The 18,265-nt window shown below is 60.5% G+C and carries 18 protein-coding genes; 9 read left to right on the plus strand and 9 right to left on the minus strand.

What is annotated here, in order from left to right:
• Window positions 1-142 precede the first annotated feature (142 nt).
• On the plus strand, window positions 143-1,531 hold the full coding sequence (hemN, locus tag MRS74_RS06770) for an oxygen-independent coproporphyrinogen III oxidase (protein WP_254579516.1): 1,389 nt from the start codon (window positions 143-145) through the stop codon (window positions 1,529-1,531).
• Between the two features lie 77 nt (window positions 1,532-1,608).
• Here the strand turns inward: hemN and pspF are convergent, their stop codons facing one another.
• Window positions 1,609-2,628 (minus strand): phage shock protein operon transcriptional activator, encoded by a 1,020-nt coding sequence (gene pspF, locus MRS74_RS06775; protein WP_254579517.1) that lies wholly within the window; start codon window positions 2,626-2,628, stop codon window positions 1,609-1,611.
• Between the two features lie 181 nt (window positions 2,629-2,809).
• On the opposite strand from pspF, the gene pspA reads away from it, so the two are divergent.
• The 4 genes from pspA to MRS74_RS06795 all read left to right on the plus strand — a co-directional run bounded on the left by pspA (window position 2,810) and on the right by MRS74_RS06795 (window position 4,840).
• Window positions 2,810-3,487 (plus strand): phage shock protein PspA, encoded by a 678-nt coding sequence (gene pspA / locus MRS74_RS06780; RefSeq protein ID WP_254579518.1) that lies wholly within the window; start codon window positions 2,810-2,812, stop codon window positions 3,485-3,487.
• Window positions 3,487-3,744, plus strand: coding sequence for an envelope stress response membrane protein PspB (gene pspB / locus MRS74_RS06785; protein ID WP_254579519.1), 258 nt, complete (start codon window positions 3,487-3,489; stop codon window positions 3,742-3,744). The genes pspA and pspB overlap by 1 nt, the downstream gene beginning before the upstream one ends.
• Window positions 3,745-3,773: 29 nt before the next feature.
• Window positions 3,774-4,163, plus strand: a complete 390-nt coding sequence (gene pspC, locus MRS74_RS06790) for an envelope stress response membrane protein PspC (protein ID WP_254579520.1) — start codon at window positions 3,774-3,776, stop codon at window positions 4,161-4,163.
• Between the two features lie 65 nt (window positions 4,164-4,228).
• Window positions 4,229-4,840, plus strand: a complete 612-nt coding sequence (locus MRS74_RS06795) for an antibiotic biosynthesis monooxygenase (protein WP_254579521.1) — start codon at window positions 4,229-4,231, stop codon at window positions 4,838-4,840.
• A gap of 261 nt (window positions 4,841-5,101) precedes the next feature.
• Here the strand turns inward: MRS74_RS06795 and MRS74_RS06800 are convergent, their stop codons facing one another.
• Together MRS74_RS06800 and MRS74_RS06805 are read right to left on the minus strand one after the other, a co-directional pair.
• Window positions 5,102-7,375 (minus strand): CehA/McbA family metallohydrolase, encoded by a 2,274-nt coding sequence (locus MRS74_RS06800; RefSeq protein ID WP_254579522.1) that lies wholly within the window; start codon window positions 7,373-7,375, stop codon window positions 5,102-5,104.
• 155 nt (window positions 7,376-7,530) lie between these two features.
• A complete protein-coding gene (locus MRS74_RS06805; RefSeq protein WP_254579523.1) occupies window positions 7,531-8,088 on the minus strand; it encodes a TetR/AcrR family transcriptional regulator in 558 nt (185 codons plus the stop codon).
• Window positions 8,089-8,173: 85 nt separating this feature from the next.
• Between MRS74_RS06805 and trpB the strand changes: the two genes are divergently transcribed.
• Window positions 8,174-9,409, plus strand: coding sequence for a tryptophan synthase subunit beta (gene trpB / locus MRS74_RS06810; RefSeq protein ID WP_254579524.1), 1,236 nt, complete (start codon window positions 8,174-8,176; stop codon window positions 9,407-9,409).
• Entirely contained in the window at window positions 9,406-10,206 is an 801-nt protein-coding gene (gene trpA, locus MRS74_RS06815; RefSeq protein ID WP_254579525.1) for a tryptophan synthase subunit alpha, read from the plus strand. The genes trpB and trpA overlap by 4 nt, the downstream gene beginning before the upstream one ends.
• Before the next feature lie 53 nt (window positions 10,207-10,259).
• On the opposite strand, the gene MRS74_RS06820 is transcribed toward trpA, so the two are convergent.
• The 3 genes from MRS74_RS06820 to MRS74_RS06830 form a co-directional block, all read right to left on the minus strand.
• Window positions 10,260-10,829: a DUF934 domain-containing protein gene (locus MRS74_RS06820; protein WP_254579526.1), complete on the minus strand. Its 570-nt coding sequence runs from the start codon at window positions 10,827-10,829 to the stop codon at window positions 10,260-10,262.
• Entirely contained in the window at window positions 10,826-12,556 is a 1,731-nt protein-coding gene (locus MRS74_RS06825; protein ID WP_254579527.1) for a nitrite/sulfite reductase, read from the minus strand. Before MRS74_RS06825 ends, MRS74_RS06820 begins: the two co-directional genes overlap by 4 nt.
• Before the next feature lie 104 nt (window positions 12,557-12,660).
• The gene (locus MRS74_RS06830) at window positions 12,661-14,085 is read right to left on the minus strand and encodes an aminotransferase-like domain-containing protein (protein ID WP_254579528.1); all 1,425 of its coding nucleotides are present in this window, start codon (window positions 14,083-14,085) and stop codon (window positions 12,661-12,663) included.
• 168 nt (window positions 14,086-14,253) lie between these two features.
• Between MRS74_RS06830 and ccoG the strand changes: the two genes are divergently transcribed.
• A complete protein-coding gene (gene ccoG / locus MRS74_RS06835; protein ID WP_254579529.1) occupies window positions 14,254-15,612 on the plus strand; it encodes a cytochrome c oxidase accessory protein CcoG in 1,359 nt (452 codons plus the stop codon).
• Here the strand turns inward: ccoG and MRS74_RS06840 are convergent.
• On the minus strand, window positions 15,609-16,040 hold the full coding sequence (locus MRS74_RS06840; protein ID WP_254579530.1) for a hypothetical protein: 432 nt from the start codon (window positions 16,038-16,040) through the stop codon (window positions 15,609-15,611). The two genes, ccoG and MRS74_RS06840, sit on opposite strands and share 4 nt — an antisense overlap.
• Window positions 16,041-16,292: 252 nt before the next feature.
• Between MRS74_RS06840 and MRS74_RS06845 the strand changes: the two genes are divergently transcribed.
• Window positions 16,293-16,772: a CreA family protein gene (locus tag MRS74_RS06845; RefSeq protein WP_254579531.1), complete on the plus strand. Its 480-nt coding sequence runs from the start codon at window positions 16,293-16,295 to the stop codon at window positions 16,770-16,772.
• Between the two features lie 132 nt (window positions 16,773-16,904).
• Here the strand turns inward: MRS74_RS06845 and MRS74_RS06850 are convergent, their stop codons facing one another.
• Window positions 16,905-17,597 carry a pirin family protein gene (locus tag MRS74_RS06850; protein ID WP_254579532.1) on the minus strand — a complete coding sequence of 231 codons (693 nt, stop codon included), beginning with the start codon at window positions 17,595-17,597 and terminating at the stop codon, window positions 16,905-16,907.
• Window positions 17,594-18,046 (minus strand): DoxX family protein, encoded by a 453-nt coding sequence (locus tag MRS74_RS06855; protein ID WP_254579533.1) that lies wholly within the window; start codon window positions 18,044-18,046, stop codon window positions 17,594-17,596. The genes MRS74_RS06850 and MRS74_RS06855 overlap by 4 nt, the downstream gene beginning before the upstream one ends.
• Window positions 18,047-18,265 lie beyond the last annotated feature (219 nt).

The following is an 18,265-nucleotide window of genomic DNA, read 5'->3' on the forward strand; positions in this document are numbered from 1 at the left end:
GCCCGGAGGCCCGGTGGGGGCCAGCCCAGACTCATGCTCCCGTTACGGGGCCAAGCCCCGATCCTTGACGCAGGTCATGAGTGGGTCCGGTAGATTGACTTAAAATGCCGGACTCACTATCGAGTTGGACGACTATCAGGCCATGCAGAATGAAATCGCCTGGGATAACGAGCTGATCCGCCGTTACGACCTGTCTGGGCCGCGTTATACCTCTTATCCCACCGCACTGCAGTTCTCTGAAAAATTCGGGCCGCAAGACTACAGCCGCGAAGCCCTGAACAGCAATGCCGCCGGCAAACCCTTGTCGCTGTATTTCCATATCCCCTTCTGTGCCAGCCTTTGCTACTACTGCGGCTGCAACAAGATCATCACCCAGGACCGCGCCAAGGCGCAGGCCTACCTGAATAGCCTCCAGGAGGAGATCAGGCTGCAGGCCGAACTGCTGGATACCGATCAGCGCACCGTGCAGCAGCTGCACTGGGGCGGCGGTACACCGACCTTTATCAGTCCGCAGCAGATGTACGAACTGATGGAGACAACGGGCCGGCACTTCAAACTGCTGGATGACGACAGCGGCGATTATTCCATCGAGATCGACCCCCGCGAAGCCGACCACAAGACACTGGAAACGCTGCGTGCCATCGGCTTTAACCGCATCAGTCTGGGCGTGCAGGATTTCAATCCCGCCGTGCAACGGGCGGTCAACCGAGTACAGTCACCTGAGCTGACCGCCGATGTGCTGGCCAAGGTGCGCGAGCTGGGGTTTCGCTCCACCAATATCGACCTGATTTACGGCCTGCCGCTGCAAACGGTGGACACCTTTGCCCAGACACTGGACCAGGTCATAGCGATGAATCCTGACCGGCTGTCAGTTTTCAATTACGCGCACCTGCCGGAACGGCTCAAGTCCCAGCGCCTGATCCAGGAACAGGATCTTCCGTCACCGGCCGAGAAGCTGAAGATCCTGGAAATCACCATCGCCTACCTGATTGGCGCCGGTTACGTGTATATCGGCATGGACCATTTCGCCAAGCCCAATGATCCCCTGGCGCAGGCTCAACAAGCGGGCGTCATGCATCGCAACTTTCAGGGCTACAGCACCCACGCAGATTGCGACCTGGTGGCCATGGGCGTGTCCTCCATCAGCCAGGTGGGCGACACTTATTGCCAGAACGCGCACAAGATCAATGACTATCAGGATGCCATCCAGGGCGGACAGCTGGCGGTGACAAAGGGCCTGCAGCTTGGCCGGGATGACCTGATTCGCCGCGCGGTCATCAACCAGCTGATCTGCCACTTCAAACTGGATGGCAACGCCTTCAGCGCACAACACGGCATCAACTTTGCCGACTATTTTGCCCGCGAACTGGCACAGCTGCAGCAGCACCAGCGCGACGGTCTGGTACAGATAGACCGCAACCAACTGCAGGTCACCCCACGCGGAAGGCTGCTGATACGCAGTATCTGCATGAACTTCGACCACTACATCAACCAGGATACGCTCAGGCAAAGCTACTCGCGGATTATCTGACCGACTCCACGGGCCCTTGTGTAATACGGCTAAAAATCATCTGAGCGGAGCTCTGTTGCAGCGCCACTGCTACAAATTCACTCTGCGCAAAGCAGCGCGGGATACTTGCGCAGCGCCGCCCGCAACTGGTGATAGGTTAACCCCAGGGCATCCGCGGCGCGGCGCTGGTTGAACTGCGCAGCTTCCAGAGCCTGGCGTATCAGCTGCTGTTCAAATTCGGCAACCCGGGCACGCAGACCGGCAGCGGCAAGATCGCCTTCATCGGCGGGCAACAGCGGCACTGCTGGCTCGGGCGCCGGCACTGAACCCGACAGAACGCGCCAGGGTGTGGAAAAGGGATCCAGCACGATTTGCCGTACCGGTTCTGCCGGGTTGCCACTGCGGTAGATACTGCGCTCCACCACGTTTTTCAGCTCGCGCACATTGCCCGGCCAGTCGTACTGCAGCAGTTGCGCCTGCGCATCCGCATCAAAACCCGCGAACCAGTCATACCCCAGCTCGCGGCACATGCGCCTGGCAAAGTGTTCGGCGAGCTCCGCTATATCGTCTTTTCGAACACGCAGCGGCGGCAGGTTCACCACATCAAACGCCAGCCGATCGAGCAGGTCGGCACGAAAGCGCCCCGCCGCGACCGCCTGGAGCAGGTCCTCGTTGGTGGCCGCCACCACCCGCACATCCACCTGCAAGGGCCGACTGCCCCCCAGGCGCTCAAAGCGACCGTACTCGATAATGCGCAGCAGTTTCTCCTGCACCCGCACCGAGGCCGTCGAGAGCTCATCGAGAAACAGGGTGCCACCTTCCGCCCGCTCGAACAGCCCGGCGCGGGCGCGGGTGGCGCCGGTAAAGGCGCCCGCCTCATGACCAAAGAGCTCGGATTCCAGCAGTGATTCACTCATGGCGGCGCAGTTCACCTGCAGATAAGGCTGCTGCCAGCGCCCGGACAGATAATGCAGCCGTGCGGCGATCAGCTCCTTGCCGGTGCCGCGCTCACCGATCACCAGTACGGGTCTGTTCAGTGGCGCAAGCCCGGACACCTGATTCAATACCCGATGGAACGATTCGGAACTGCCGATTAGCGCCGGCACTGACTCGGCCATATACACCATCATTTCTGGTTAATTTAGCTATAACTTAGCCAAATTAACCACAATAACAAGCCATATTTTCTTCCGAGCCACCGCATTGGAGCACAAAAGCTTTTACTTTCAGCCATATAGCCTTTGCTGGCACAGCAATCGCTTTATACCAATCGAAACCAACCACCGGGAGCCACATATCATGGGTATCTTTTCACGCTTTGGTGACATCGTTAACGCCAACATTACCGCCCTGCTTGATCGCGCCGAAGACCCGGCCAAGATGATCCGCATGATGATCCAGGAAATGGAAGACACCCTGGTGGAAGTACGTACCACCTCCGCCCGGGTTATTGCCGATCGCAAATCCCTGCAGCGCCGCCTCGAGCGCCTTGCTGACGAAGCCGCCGAGTGGGAACGCAAGGCCCGCCTGGCCATCAACAAGGGCCGGGAAGATCTGGCCCGGGCGGCACTGGGTGAGCAACAGGCCATTGAGGAGGCCCTGAAGCAGGCGCAACAGGAGCTGACGGCGATAGAGGAGCAACTGACCGTGCTGCACGAGGAAATTGGCCAGCTGCAGCAAAAGCTAGACGACGCCAAAGCCAAGCAGAAATCCCTGCAGGTACGCGAACAAACCAGCCGCTCGCGCCTGGATATGCGCCGCGCCAGCAACCGCGACAAGCTGGAAGATGCCTTTCGCAAATTCGAAGCCTATGAGCGGCGCATGGATAACATGGAAGCGGAAATTGAGTCCCAGGATCTGGGCCGTAACCCCGGCCTCAACGAGCAGTTCGAGGACCTGGAACGCAATGATCAGGTCGAGGATGCCCTGGCCGCGCTCAAGGCCCGCATGAAATCCACCGAGCGGAGCCATGACTGATGTCCACCATGGTGTTTTTCTTCGTGCCAACGGTGATTTTCCTCGCCGTCGTGGTGCCTATGTGGCTCATGCTGCACTACTGGACCCGCGCCCGCCTCAACAAGGGCCTGTCGGGCGATGAACACCAGCAACTGGAAGAAACCCTCGCCCTGGCCGAGCGTCTGGAAAAACGGGTGCAGACGCTGGAAACCATCCTGGACAGCGAACACGCCGGCTGGCGTACCAGCCGGGACGATGACCGGCCGCGCCCGCATTGAGCACCCACTCTTCGAACAAGGAGCCCCGCATGAATCACCCAACCAAGCGCAATGGCTATAACCGCAATCTCTACCGCAGTGCCGACAAGGGCTGGCTCGGCGGCGTCTGCGCGGGCCTGGCCGAAAGCTATGGTCAGCCTGTCTGGCTGGCGCGCATTATTTTCCTGACCCTGCTCCTGTTCAGCGGCAGCCTGGCCGTGCTGCTCTATCTGGCGGGCATTTTTCTGCTGGATCGCCGCCAGGGCCCCGCCGTGCGCGAAAATGCCCACAAGCCGGCGTTCGACTACGGCAGACCCATGAGTACGCGCCTGCGTCAGCTGAACGAACGCATGCAGGCGGTGGATCGCCGGCTGCAGTCGATGGAACGCTACGTCACCTCGAGCCGCTACCGCTTCAACAAGGAATTCAAGGACCTCTAGCCCTGCACGCCGACTCGCACCTTCGGGTATCATGGAGCCCTTCCCAGTCCGAAGGAACAGCCGGCATGGACCAGACACCGCAACCGTCCGACACCAGCATCAACACCACCACGGCCGCCGGCGATGCCGTCACGGTGGTGATCTCAAGGCGCATCAAGCCCGGCAAGGAAAAAGAGTTCGAACAGCTCAACAGCGCCATCAGCCGGGAAGCCGTACACTTTACCGGCTTTCTGGGTTCAACCCTGTTTCGCCCCGCCAGCAGCGCAGACCCCGAGTACCGCATCGTATTCAAGTTCCGCAGCCGGGAAGACCTGGAGCGCTGGCAGCACTCCCCGCAGCGTACCCAGTACCTGGATGCGATCGAAGACTGTCTGGATGCGCCCGACAGTACCGAGGTACTGTCGGGGCTTGTGGCCTGGTTTTCCCTGCCGGGCCAGAATCCGGTGAAACCGCCCCCCAAGTACAAGATGGCGGTGGTGGCCTGGCTGGCAATTTTTCCGCTGATCACCCTTGTCAGCTGGCTGCTTGGCGCCGAACTTAGTCATATTCCGCTGCTGCCGCGCACCCTGCTGATGACCATCCCGATAACCCTGCTGATGACCTATGTACTGATGCCGGCGCTGACCCGGCTGCTGGCCTTCTGGCTTTTCCCCAAACGGGACCGGGATCAGCGCTAACCGCCTGCCGGGCCTGGCCGGCCCTAGCGAGGGAAAGACCGATTTGAGTTACTTTCTTTGCACGAGCAAAGAAAGTATGTCACCCACAGGCGAAATACAGACTGTCAAACACCCTCAAAGTGCCCACCAGCATTGCAGATCCAAGTTCCAAGACATACTGGTTTCCAGCAAAGTGTTACCAATGTCATTGAACTGAGCCATGCCAGGCGCACAAAAAAACCGAGGCCAGGGCCTCGGTTAGTCACAAAACAAGGGGCCTGATCAGAACTGTTCTTGCTCCACCAACTTCAGCCATACAGGGTTGGTGAACGCCTTGTTCTCCTGACTGTCCTCGACCACCAGGCCAACCCAGCCGGACTCCTGGGGCACGTCGAATTGCACCGAGGCTGTCTCTCCGCCAAGCGCCTGTTCGCTAATCACGCCCTGCTTGCCAATCAACTGCACGGACTTGAGGCCATTGACCGAGAGCAGGTCGAAGCTGAGGGTCTGCGGCTGATCTTTCGCCAGTTTCAGTGTGTCGCCGAACATCACGTTTTTCGGATAAATCACCGGGCCAAAAGATACATAGGCGCGGCCGTTTTTCATCGCCTGGGCAAAGGCATTGGCGTCCGGTTTACTGCCGGTGTACACGAACACCCGATCCAGGCCGGTGGTTTCGTTCCACACATCATGGGTGTCTGAGCCTGCGGTGTAGTAATACGGCAGGCCATCTGTCCACAACTGGCGGGCCTTTTCGACAGCCTTTTGATAGTCGACCACCGCGTTGATCTCGATCAGGTCGATCGCAGGATCAAAGCCGCCGGGCACGGTGCTCTTTTCCAGGCTGCTCATATAGCCGTAGGGGATGTAAGGGTGGTTGGAGGCGACGACTGTCGCCCCCATGCGCCGCATGTCCTTGAGCAGGGTATGGATATCGTCAACGCCTGGATCGACGGAGAGTTCTGCACCTATGTTCACGGGGAAGGGATTGAAGTGCCCCCAGGACGGCGAAAACTCGATGGACGGCACGAAGGGCACCGCGCGCTTGTCCGAGAGCGCCTTGATCTCGGCGTGGTTTTTCGTCGAGTCGTGGTCGCTGACGAAGGTGACGTTAAGGCCCGCGGCCAGCTGCGAAATAACCAGGTCCTGCGGCGGGGTCGAGCCTTCCAGCACATCGGAGTGATGGTGCAGATCGCCGGCGTACCAGCCGTGCCGGGTCGGATAAGTGCTGATCGGCACTTCGCCGGCCACCTGGGTTGTCTTGTTCGGCGCAATGCGCGCGTCCACCAGCACCGGCTTGGACACAAAGTTGGCGCCGGCCGAGACTTTAAACTGATAGTCGCCGGGGGCGAGGGTAAAACGCGCCTGACCTATATCGTCCAGGCCGGTGAAGAAGGTCTTGGCACCGAGAAACTCGATCAGAGGCTTGTTGCCGCTTTCAATCTGGATTTTCGCGTCCAGCGGCGTCTTGCTCTGGGCGTCCGTCACCTGAATGTTCACCTCGCCGGGGGCGAGTAGATCATCGAACGACAGGCTCAGGGCTTGCTTGTTCTCGATGCGAATCGCTTGTTTCTTGCTTTCGGAATAGCCCTTGGCCGTTGCATAGGCCTGATAGTCGCCGACAGGCAGATCAAGATTGTAGCTGCCATCCTTGCCGATCGCCCAGATGTAGGGCACGCCATCCTTCAAGATCACGACCGCCGGTGCCTCGACGGCTTTTCCATCCTGGGTTTTTACGCTGCCGGACAGCGAACCCGCGTCCAGATGTTTGCGTTCGATTTCAGCCTTTACCACAGGTGCAATATCGCCGCTGCCCAGCACCTGGTATTCGCCCTCAAACGAGACCGACTGCGACTTCTTCAGGCTGTGCTTGAGGTACAGGTCGCGGGATTTGTATTTCAGCTCGGTAAAATAGGGCGCGTGCAGGGCGATCGCCCAGTCCTCGTCGTAGCCAACGAAGCGATCAGCGATCGGCTTGTCGACGGTCGCCTCTTCCTCGCCCGCATAGCCCGGTACCGCGAACTTGTAGCCACCTTCGGGCCACAGCGTAAAGCCCGACTCCAGATCGACCAGGTCTTCGCCCTGGTTGGTCATGGTGGTTTTGACACGGATACGATCGGAGCCCGACGCGAGGCTGTATTCAGTGCTGATCACCACCTTGCCAAAGTCCCGCGTGACTTTGACCACGGCTTCCTCGGGGCTGTCTTTGACAATATCCACCTGCTGATAGGTGTTCGGCCAGCTTGACCAGTTGTTGGGAATAAAGTCGGCGAAGGCGACCCGGTCGTTGCTCAGCGAGCCGTCGGCTTTGACGTTCGCCATATCAATGATGCAGCCACGCGCCACGCCCCATGGCGGTGGCGTGCCCACTGCCAGCGAGAACGCCAGCTTGTCGTTTTGGATGGTCAGGTCCTGGTCGGACAGCGCGGTGCCCGCCGGAATAATGGTCTTGCCGTGGCTGATGGAGACGCTTGCATGGCTCTGGGCGGCCGCGCCAAGTATCGATATTAGAATAATCGCCTTGGAAATCGATTGCTTACGAAATGCTTTTATCATTATTTTGGACCTTTCGTGCCTGATGAAATTCTTTTTTAATTGATCATTCAGTTAACAACAACGAGTGTATAGGCCCCTCCTGTTAACCGTCAATGCGCACTTCATCGGACACTCTGTGTAGATCCCGTCAGCCAGGATCGGCGTTTTTCACGCTATTAACCCAGCTTTCCCAGCGCACGCCGAATCAGGTTTGAGAGATCATCTATGGCCGGGACGCTCTGCAGCCGCAGTGCCGGCTGTAGCACAGCCTCCCGACACAGAGCCCGCAATATAAAGCGCTGTTCTGTTGTCAGGCTGAGCGCCTGGGCCTTCAACACCCGATCACACCAGCGCTCGAAACCCTCCTCAAAGGCACTGAACAGCGCCAGCGACTCCGGCTCCATCTTGTGCTGTTCCCCCAGCATGATGCGATAGATGGCCAGCATCTGCGGCTGCGTCGCCAGCTGGGCGAATCCGCCCGGAATCAGCTCAAACCAGCCAGTAGCCTCAATATCCAAGGTCGCCCGCTGCGCCTCGGATGCCGCTATGGCCTGTTCCAGCATCGCCTGCCACAACGCCTGCTTGCTGGGGAAGTGACTGTAGACGGTGGGCTTGGATACGCCTGCACTCTGCACCACCAGATCGATGGTCGTGCCCTGGTAACCCCGCTCGCTGAACAGACGCTGCGCCGTGTCCAGAATCAGCTGCTTTTTGGAAGGTCGGCCCCGGGCCATGTTCAGATCCTTAAAATTTCGTTGACTGCAGCAGATTTTACTATTATTTTAACTAAACGGTAAAGTTAATAAATTAAGGTGCGTCATGCAAAGTGACAAGGGTTTCTTCGGCCGCTTCGGTGGCAGCTACATTCCTGAAATACTCCACGCCAGCCAGCAGGCGCTGCTGAACGCCTGGAACCAAGCCTCGGTCGATGCCGACTTTCTGGCCGAGGTTGACCGCGAGCTGCAGCAGTATTCAGGCCGGCCGACACCGCTGACCCCCTGCCCCAACCTCAGCCGTGAACTCGGGGGCGCCCAGGTCTTTCTCAAGCGCGAGGACCTGAACCACAGCGGCGCCCACAAGATGAACAACGTCATTGGCCAGGGCCTGCTGGTCAAGCGCATGGGCAAAAAACGCATCATCGCTGAAACCGGCGCCGGTCAGCATGGCGTGGCCTCGGCGCTTATCGCCGCCCGACTGGGGCTGGAGTGCACCATCTACATGGGGGCCCGGGATATCGAACGTCAGTACCCCAATGTGTTCTGGATGAAACAGCTCGGTGCCACCGTGGTGCCGGTCACCAGTGGCGGACAGACACTGCGCGATGCGCTGGATGAGGCGCTGCGCGACTGGTCTGCAGATCCGTCCGGCAGCCATTACCTGATCGGTACGGCCTGTGGTTGCGCCCCCTACCCGGAGATGGTGGCCGAGTTTCAGTCGGTGATCGGGCGCGAAGTGCGCGCCCAGAGCCTGCAACAGTTTGGTGCCCTGCCCGACTCCATTTACGCCTGCGTCGGCGGCGGCAGCAACGCCGCCGGTATCATGCTGCCCTTTATCGACGATCAGAGCGTTGAACTGGTGGGGGTTGAGGCCGGCGGTCGCGGACCTGCGCCTGGCGATCACTCCATCCGCCTGTCCGACAACCTTGGCAGCCCGGGCATAGCCCAGGGGTTTGCCACCATGTTTTTGCAGGATGACCAGGGCCAGCTGATGGAAACTCACTCCATTGCCGCAGGACTCGACTATGTGGGCGTATCACCGATTCTGGCGCACCTGAATGACACCGGCCGGGTACGGATGACAGCGGCGAACGATGACGAGGTCATGCACGCCTTCCAGACCCTGCTGCGCTGCGAGGGCATTATCCCGGCGCTGGAATCCTCCCACGCCGTAGCCGGTGCGCTGCGGGATATCCCCGCCATGTCGCCGGACAAAAAGGTGGTGATCAATATCTCCGGACGCGGCGACAAGGATATTTTCAACGTCGCCAGCGCGGTAAAAGACACCGAGTTCGGCCCCTTTCTGCAACGCTACCTGGAACGGGAGCTACAGGCATGAGCAGACTTCAGACCTTTATCGAGCAGCAGCGCAAGGACAAGCCCATCCTGCTGATGACCCATGTGGTCTACGGCTATCCGACCATCGATGAGAGTCTCGCGCTGATGCGTGACCTGCTCAGCGAAGGCGTTGAACTGCTGGAGGTGCAGTTCCCGTTCACGGATCCCTCCGCCGATGGCCCCTCCATCCTCCATGCCTGCCACCAGGCACTGCAGCAGCGCCCGACCCTGGCGCGCTGTCTGGCGGACATTGCCGCGATTGGGCGCGAATTCCCCGCCAGCCGCATCCTGCTCATGAGCTACCTCAATCCGCTGTATCGCTATGGCCTGGCACGCCTGCCCAGGGATGCCGCGAACGCCGGTATCGCCGGCTTTATCGTCCCCGACCTGCCACTGGAGCTGGCGGATGATTTTCGCCACAGCTGCGTTGCAGCCCAGATAGAACCCATCTGGATGCTGACACCGGAAACCCCGCCCGCCCGCATGCAGCAGATCTGTGCGGCCGCCAGCGGCATGCTCTACTGCGTCAGCCGGCGCGGCGTTACCGGGGCCGACAAGGCAACAAGCCCCCAGAATCGAAACCAGCACGAGGACCAGCCACTGGAGGACTACCTGGCCGCCATCCGCACCACCACAGCCCTGCCGCTGGCCGTTGGCTTTGGCATCCGCACCGGCACCCAGGTACAGGCACTGCACGGCCTGGCCGATATCGCCGTGGTGGGCTCAGGCCTGCTGGACGCCTTTAACCGTGGTGGCCGTACCGCGGCACTGGAGCAGGTCAGGTCAGTGCGCGGCTAAACGCCGGCACCCGGCGGTACAATGCAGCGACAGCGCTTCACGCCCCCTGGGCCTCAAGTGCCTGGCTGATCCGATTCACCTGGCTCGCCTGCACGCAACCGCCGCCGGAACAGCGGTTCCGGGCAGGCCACCGAGCGGGCATAGATCAGATCGAAACCGGCCAGCCCTTTCAGGGCGTCCTCGGCCGAGCGATCCCCACGCACGGCAAAGGAGCTGAAGCCACAGTGGCGCATGGCCACAAGCTGGTCGCGCAGCACGTCGCCAATGGCCCGCAGCTCGCCGCGAAACCCCAGTCGGCTGCGCAGTACGAAAGCCTGGGTGTAGGCGCGCCCGTCCCTGAAACTCGGAAACTCCAGCGCAATCAGCGCAATGCGATCAATCCAGGGGGCAAGGTCGGCGGGGTCATCATCGGGGTGCAAGAGCACACCCATGGGCTCTGCTGTGGCCTCTGATCGCTTCGCGGCAACCTCGGACAATTGCCGCCAGTCGCTTAACGGCAGAATTCGGTAGGCGCTGCCGCTGGCGCCGGGCGCGGCCTCACCCTCCTGGGTATCGACAAGTTCCCAGGGATCCTTCACTGCAACCGCAGCGGCGCCGCTGTGCAATGTAATCAGATTCTTCATGCCATCGCCTCGCCTTTCCGGGAGTGGGTGTGGATCTGGGCCGGGTTGGTGCTCTCATCAGGGCCTGAGTAGACACTTTCCTTGAAGGGGCCCGCCCCAATTCGTCCCAGGGTCTCGATGAAAGGCTCTTCAACTTCGCGGTAACGCACGAAGGTCTCCAGCAGCCGCTCGATCACCTGCGGGATATCCTCGGCCCTGAAAGAAGGCCCGATGACCTTACCCAGGCTGCTGTTCTTGCCCTGGGCTCCGCCAAGGGTCACCTGGAAGAACTCCTCGCCCTTTCTGTCCACCCCCAGGATGCCGATATTGCCAATATGGTGGTGACCGCAGGCATTCACGCAGCCGGAGATATTCAGGCTGATTTCGCCCAGATCATGCAAATAATCAAGATTATCGAAACGCTGCTGAATCGCCCGCGCCACCGGCAGCGAACGGGTGCTGGCCAGGCTGCAGAAATCCCCGCCGGGGCAGGCAATCACATCGGTCAGCAGGCCTATATTGGGTGTCGCAAGCTTGATAGAGACGAGTGCTTTCCAGAGCGCATAGAGATCGCGCTTGCGGATATCCGGCAGCACCAGGTTCTGTTCATGCGCTACCCGGATCTCGCCAAAGCCGTAACGATCAGCCAGGTCTGCCACGCTGTACATCTGGGCGGCGGCAAGATCGCCTGGGGCCGTACTCTGGTCAGCCGTGGGGGCAGGCTTGGTTGAAAGCACCACCGAGCTGTAGCCGGCTACCTTGTGCGCCCGGGTATTGGTCTGTACCCAGCGCGCAAAAGCGGCATCCCGCGCCAGCCAGGCGCCAAAATCGGCATCCAGCGCATCGAGGCGCTCATAATCCGGCACCCTGAAGCCCTGTGCCACCCGCTGATATTCGTGCAATGTCAGCTGGCCTGCACTATCACGGATTTGCTCCCACTCAAGCTCCACTTCCCGGGCAAACGCCTCCACGCCCAGCGCCTTGACCAGTATCTTGATGCGCGCCTTGTACTTGTTGTCGCGCCGGCCATGGCGGTTATAAACCCGCAATACCGCCTCAACGTAGGTGAGCAGATGGCGCCAGGGCAGCGCCTCGCGTACCTGCTCATTGAGAATGGGCGTGCGCCCGAGCCCGCCGCCCACCATGACCCGCAACAGCATTTCCCCCTCGTCGCCAGGGTACAGATAAAGGCCGATATCATGGGCACGCAGTGCCGCCCGGTCGGTTTCAGACGACGAAATCGCTATCTTGAACTTGCGCGGCAGATACAGGAATTCGGGATTAACGGTGGACCACTGGCGCAGAATCTCCGCCAGCGGACGGGGATCGAGCAGCTCGTCGCGGGCGACGCCGGCAAAGGCTTCGGTGGTGATATTGCGCACGCAGTTGCCGGAGGTCTGAATGGCATGCATCTCCTGGTCAGCCAGCAGCTGCAGAATATCGGGCACCTGCTCCAGCTCAATCCAGTTGAACTGAATATTCTGCCTTGTGCTGAAATGGCCATAGCCACGGTCGTACTGCTCGGCGATACGGCCAAGCGTACGCAGTTGCACCGACGACAGGGTGCCGTAGGGGATCGCCACCCGCAGCATGTAGGCATGGCGCTGCAGATAAAGGCCGTTCTGCAGCCGCAGCGGCACAAACTCTTCTTCGCTCAACTCGCCACTGAGGCGCCGGGCTACCTGGTCACGGAACTGCGCAACCCGCGCCTGTACCAATGCGCGGTCATACTCGTCGTATTTATACACCTTGGCGTACCTGATCTGGCTGCTTGGGAAGCCACCAGACTAAAGACGCCACGCATTCAGGGGCAGGCTCAACTTTTTAAATATTAATAGGGACAGATTCCGGCTCAGCCACCTGGCTGCAGCCCGGGCAACAGCAACTCAGGCAGGCGCCCCAGGGCTTCACTGCGGCGTGCATCCCAGGGGTGTGCAAAACTGATGCGCAGGCAGTTGCGAAACTGGCCCGAGACCGAGAACAGCGGCCCCGGCGTAATCACCACAGCCTGACCCAGCGCCGCCGGATAGGCGCTGAGAGTATCGACGGACTCCGGCAGCTCGAGCCACACCGCCAGGCCCCCCTGGGGCGTACTGACCCGGATCTCGCCGGGCCAGGCATGCAGGGATGCAATCAGCCGGTCCCGCCGGGTGCGCAGCTCGCCGCGCTGACGCCGCAGGTGCGCGGCCAGACTGCCGTCACGCATGAAATCCGCCAGCCCCTGCTGCAGGTAACGGCTACTGGCCAGCTGAGTCACCAGCTTCAGGTGCAGGATACGGTCATGCCAGCGGCCACCGGCAATCCAGCCCAGACGCAGGTCACGGGACAGGGATTTGGAAAAGGAGCTGCACAGAATGACACGGTCGCTCACATCCAGTGCCTTTAACGGATCAGGCACCTGGGAAAAGGCCGTATCGGCGTAGATATCATCTTCGATAATCGCCAGATCGAACTGTTCGGCCAGCACCAGCAGTCGCTGGCGTGCCGACAGCGGCATCAATGCGCCGCCCGGCGTGGCAAAGGCCGGCGATACCACGCAGGCCTTGATATCCCAGCGCTTGAGCACCGCTTCCAGCGCATCGATATCGAGCCCGGTCTCGCTGGAGGTCGGCACTTCAACCACCTGCAATTCCAGCTGTTCGAGCAACTGCAGCACGCCATAAAACCCCGGCGACTCAACCGCCACCACGTCCCCCTTGCGACAACAGGCCATCAGCGCCAGAAAGAGCGCATGCTGACACCCCGAAGTAACGCAAAGCTGCTCAGGCAGCACCTGCCAGCCACGCCTGGCGGCATGCAGCGACAGTTGCTCGCGCAATGCCATATCACCGGCCGGCGCATCATAGTACTGATGATCGTCGCCTTTCTGGCGCCGCAACGCCCGCCCGATGGCACGGTTCAGCGCCACTATTCCCGGGGGTGAATCGCCGGCATGCAGATCCGGCAACAGATCGAAGGCCGCACTGCGCCGCATGATATCGAGGAACAGCTCGCTCACCGTCACCGGACGCGGCGCCTCTATCCGGGCCAGGCTGCGGGGCGCCCTGACGGCATGGGGCAGCAGGGCCACGAAGTAGCCGGCCTTGGGCCGCGCCTCAATCAACCCCTGGGCTTCAAGCCGCTGCAGAGCATGCTGCACGGTCGCCTTGGACAACCCCTGCTGCTCGCACAGCGCACGAATCGACGGCAAACGCTCCCCCAGACGCCAGCGTTGCTCGGTAATGCCCTGTAGCAGCCAGTTTTCCAGCTGCTGATAGCGATACTCCGTCTGGGTCACTCCATCATCCTTAGTGTCGTTACGGCGGCACCCGGTCAGCACCGGGTGCCCTCAGGATAAGCCCGGGCGCCAGGAATCTGTACCTATTATCTTTAATTTTTTTATACCTGATCCTATTCGCAACACAAGGGTAATCTGCAGCCAATTTGAAACCTGCGGACGCCAGCCATGGAACAGATCCCCGTTGTACAAGACTACACACCGCCCTTAGCCCGGGACGGAAAGTTTCACGTGCGCCTCACCGAAGGGCGCTTCCAGAACTGGCGTCGCCTCAGTACCTGGCCGCTGATCGCGCTTTTCTTCGGCCTGGTGTGGGTACAGGTCAACGGCCAGCCCTGGCTGCTGTTCTCGTTCGAGCAGCACCGTATTATCCTGTTTGGCAAGGCCCTGTCCTGGCACGATTTGCCGCTGCTGGCCGGCCTGATGATCGTCGGCGCCAGCCTGCTGTTTTTCCTTGCCGTGGCCTGGGGCCGTGTCTGGTGTGGCTTTGCCTGTCCGCAAAGCATCTGGACCTGGCTCTTTATCCGCATTGAGCAGTTCACTGAAGGGCGCGCCAGTGCGCGGGCACGCCAGCAAAACCGGCCCCTGGGCGCTTCCTACCTGCTGCGTCGTATCACCAAGCATCTGCTCTGGATCCTGCTGGCCTGCGCCACCGCCATCACCTTCACCGGCTATTTCGTGCCAATCCGCGAGATACTGGGCGCTGCCACAGGCTTGGAAATGTCGCCGGCACTCTGGGGCTGGCTGCTGATCATGGCCGCGCTGACCTACGCCAATGCGGGCCTGGTGCGCGAGAAAATCTGCCTGCACGCCTGCCCCTACTCCCGCTTTCAGGGCGTGATGTTCGACCGCCACACCCGTACCGTCAGTTATGATGCGGGCCGCGGCGAGCCCCGCGCCAACCGCCGTAACGCAGGCGCCGACAGTGGTGACTGTGTCGATTGCGGTCTCTGTGTGCAGGTCTGCCCCACCGGCATCGATATCCGCGACGGCCTGCAGGCGGCCTGTATCGACTGCGCTGCCTGTATCGATGCCTGTGACGAGGTGATGGACAAGCTCAAGCGCCCACGGGGGCTGGTCCGCTTTGCCTCCGAAGCCCAGCTGGCCGGCCAGCCCTCGCCGCTCAAGCGACCGTTGCTGGCCTGCTACGGCGCCGTGCTGCTGGGCTCAATCGGTGCCGTCGCCTGGGGTTTTACCAGCACCACCGACCTGCTGGTCGAAATCCGCCGCGACCGCGGTACCCTGTTCACCCGGCTGGACGACCACACCGTCTGCAACAGCTATCGCATCAAGCTGGAAGGTTTTGCCCCGGGCCAGTCGCTGATTGCGCTGTCGCTACAGGGCCCGGGAGATTTCGAGCTGTTCGGGCCTGCCAGCATCGACCTGAACGAGAGCAACTCAACCTGGCTGCCGTACCGGGTCTGCGGCCGGGATATAGAGCAGTCCCGCACCCCGCTGCAGTTCAGCTTCGAGGACCAGGGTATCCACACAACTCAGCAGACAACCTTCCTGACCCGGGCGCTTTAGTCGGCGGGAGGCCCGCTAGAGGCCGAGACCTGCACGCGCCCGTCGCGGGCCTCGGCCAGATCGACGCCAAGCCGCTTCGCCGACCAGCCATGCACCTTGTCGTGGGCCTCGATAAACAGGCGACTGCTGCCATCCGGCACCCTGATGCCGCTCAGGGAACGGGTGAAGGGCTGCTCATCCACATGGGGGTGGAGCAGCACCCTGTCACCCAGCACGGCGCCGGCCTCATCCACCACTCGCCAGTGGTCGGCGTAATGATCCCAGCCGCTATCCCTGTGTTGCAGCGTTACGCTGACCGACCAGCGGTTGGCGCCGCTGTGCTGAAACTGCGCCCCGAGAATCTCGACCTCACCGGCCTGCGCGACGTTCAGGCCGGCAATGCCAAACAAGCCGGCCAGCAAGGCCTTAACTGATGTGCACCTGTTCATCCTGCTATCACTCATTGGATAACACCCATAAAACCAGCCGAATCGGCGACGGCGTCTATTGATCGATAGCCTGCCATGGCTAACTTATAGGATTCATTGCGCCCACGCGAACCTGATACCCGCCGTGCATTCACCAGGCTACATCTGCAATACTGCTTTTTGGCGACCGATATTTTTGCGATTGCTGTTGTGTGACCGATGCTTTTACGACGAAAAAAAAGCGGGCAATGCGCCCGGCAAGGAATTCTGTAAATGAGAAAACGACTCTGGGTACTGGGCTTCGCCGCCCTGTCTGTACTGATAACGGGCTGTGACAGCAATGAGGTAGGGGATGTATCACTCGGCCTGCTGACCACCAAGGACATCAAACTCAACGTACTGACCGACCCGCTGATTCCAGGCGTCACCTGTCATGTGGCCAGCATTGAGGCCAACCTGGATTTTTCCGATCCGAGTGATTCTTCGATTTCCTGCAGGCAAACCGGCGAAATCACCGCCGCCATGATCGCCACCATCGACAAATCCCCCGATGGCGACATAGTGTTCAAAAAATCGAAGAGCATTTTCTTCAAGACCATGAAGATTCGCCGCATCTTCGATGCCGACTCCCAGACCCTGATGTACCTGTCCTACTCCACCAAGGAAACCTCCGGCAGCTTCAAGCACAGCCTCTCCACCGTGCCGCTGTGGGGCACCCAGGCATACAGGCCTCCAGACGCTGCGCACAACTAGCCTGGTTTTTTATATCCAGGCTCAGCCCCCCGCCTGCATAAACAGCACTAAACATAAAACACCGGCCGGGTCTTGAACCTGGCCGGTGTCTGTTGTGCTCTGCTCTACAGCGAAAGATAAAGCGCGCCCTGATCAGGGCAGATCAAACAGCAGCGCCTCCACAGGTGCCTTGCCGGCCTGCAGTGAAAGCTGCGCCAGGCCTTCGATACTGGCGCCATCGCCCGCTTTCAGTGGTGTATTGCCGATCGTCAGCGAACCTTTTATCAGGTGGACATACTGGCGCCGGCCGGGCCTGAGCGCCTGGGTCAGTGTCTGCTCGGAATCCAGCAGCAGCTGATACAGCCTGGCATCCTGGCGCAGCGTTAAACTCCCCGCCTCGCCATCCGGGCTGATCACCAGGGTCAACCCATTGCGCCGGCCAAAGTTCTTCTGCTGATAGCCGGGCTTGCCGCCGAACTGGTCGGGCTGAATCCAGATCTGCAGAAAGCGCAGCCCGTTGGACTCAGAGGCATTGTACTCGCTGTGCCGAATGCCGCTGCCGGCCGACATCAGCTGAAACTCGCCGGCGGGCAGTTGCTGCACATTGCCTTCGCTGTCCTTGTGGGCGATCACGCCATCCAGCACATAGCTGATAATCTCCATATCCTTGTGACCGTGGGTGCCAAACCCCGACCCCGGCGTGACCTTATCTTCGTTGATCACCCGCAGGGCCGAAAAGCCCATATGCTTCGGATCGTAATAGTCCGCAAAGGAAAAGCTGTGGCGGCTATCGAGCCAGCCGTGATTGCCGCGCCCTCGGGCCTCGCTGGAACGTACAGTAATCATGCTGCCCCCTCACTGTCAGACTTCACAAACACCCTATCCAGGCTCAGACGACCGCCACCGGAGAGCAGCAGCGAAACCGTGCCCGCCAGCAGCGCCAGACCAAACTCGTAGCCGTTGTTGCTCATAAAGAGCCCGTTACCTATGTGCACCGAGAAAATCGCCACCAGCATGGTCACCGCCAGCACCAGCGCCGCCGGGCGGGTGAGCAGGCCAAGAATCAGTGCCGCGCCCCCCAGAAACTCGGCGCCCCCTGCCAGCGCCGCCATCAGCACACCGGGCTCCAGCCCGATGGATGTCATCCACTGCCCGGTGCCTTCAAGGCCGTAGCCGCCAAACCAGCCAAACAGCTTCTGCGCACCGTGGGCCACAAACAGCGTTCCCAGCGGCAGGCGCAGCGCCAGACCTGACCAGTGTGTACCAGGATTGATAATGCGGTTAATCAGGCTCATGTCGATCTCCTCGGGTCCAATTCTTGAAGCTGCAAGCTGCTGCCCCTCTTTGATGAAACCACTATAGACACAGGCGCAGCCGCAAAAAACCGGAACATTCTGAGGCAAAGGATCAGTAAAACTGAACAGTTGGGGGGAGACGCCAAACTGACCTGCAGGACAACCTGATTTTTGCGACAACAATAGATATGGAAACAGCTAGTGTACTGTTGCACTCTT

Origin of the sequence: Marinobacterium sedimentorum (assembly GCF_024267675.1) — a bacterium.
Classification (GTDB): domain Bacteria; phylum Pseudomonadota; class Gammaproteobacteria; order Pseudomonadales; family Balneatricaceae; genus Marinobacterium_A; species Marinobacterium_A sedimentorum.

Excerpts from the sequence above, each read along its gene's own strand:
- trpA (WP_254579525.1), top strand. The coding sequence starts at position 9,406 with ATGAGCAGACTTCAGACCTTTATCGAGCAGCAGCGCAAGGACAAGCCC.
- pspA (WP_254579518.1), top strand. The coding sequence starts at position 2,810 with ATGGGTATCTTTTCACGCTTTGGTGACATCGTTAACGCCAACATTACC.
- MRS74_RS06855 (WP_254579533.1), bottom strand. The coding sequence starts at position 18,046 with ATGAGCCTGATTAACCGCATTATCAATCCTGGTACACACTGGTCAGGT.
- MRS74_RS06850 (WP_254579532.1), bottom strand. The coding sequence starts at position 17,597 with ATGATTACTGTACGTTCCAGCGAGGCCCGAGGGCGCGGCAATCACGGC.
- pspB (WP_254579519.1), top strand. The coding sequence starts at position 3,487 with ATGTCCACCATGGTGTTTTTCTTCGTGCCAACGGTGATTTTCCTCGCC.
- MRS74_RS06795 (WP_254579521.1), top strand. The coding sequence starts at position 4,229 with ATGGACCAGACACCGCAACCGTCCGACACCAGCATCAACACCACCACG.
- pspF (WP_254579517.1), bottom strand. The coding sequence starts at position 2,628 with ATGGCCGAGTCAGTGCCGGCGCTAATCGGCAGTTCCGAATCGTTCCAT.
- MRS74_RS06840 (WP_254579530.1), bottom strand. The coding sequence starts at position 16,040 with ATGAACAGGTGCACATCAGTTAAGGCCTTGCTGGCCGGCTTGTTTGGC.
- MRS74_RS06800 (WP_254579522.1), bottom strand. The coding sequence starts at position 7,375 with ATGATAAAAGCATTTCGTAAGCAATCGATTTCCAAGGCGATTATTCTA.
- trpB (WP_254579524.1), top strand. The coding sequence starts at position 8,174 with ATGCAAAGTGACAAGGGTTTCTTCGGCCGCTTCGGTGGCAGCTACATT.
- pspC (WP_254579520.1), top strand. The coding sequence starts at position 3,774 with ATGAATCACCCAACCAAGCGCAATGGCTATAACCGCAATCTCTACCGC.
- MRS74_RS06845 (WP_254579531.1), top strand. The coding sequence starts at position 16,293 with ATGAGAAAACGACTCTGGGTACTGGGCTTCGCCGCCCTGTCTGTACTG.
- hemN (WP_254579516.1), top strand. The coding sequence starts at position 143 with ATGCAGAATGAAATCGCCTGGGATAACGAGCTGATCCGCCGTTACGAC.
- MRS74_RS06820 (WP_254579526.1), bottom strand. The coding sequence starts at position 10,829 with ATGAAGAATCTGATTACATTGCACAGCGGCGCCGCTGCGGTTGCAGTG.
- MRS74_RS06805 (WP_254579523.1), bottom strand. The coding sequence starts at position 8,088 with ATGGCCCGGGGCCGACCTTCCAAAAAGCAGCTGATTCTGGACACGGCG.
- ccoG (WP_254579529.1), top strand. The coding sequence starts at position 14,254 with ATGGAACAGATCCCCGTTGTACAAGACTACACACCGCCCTTAGCCCGG.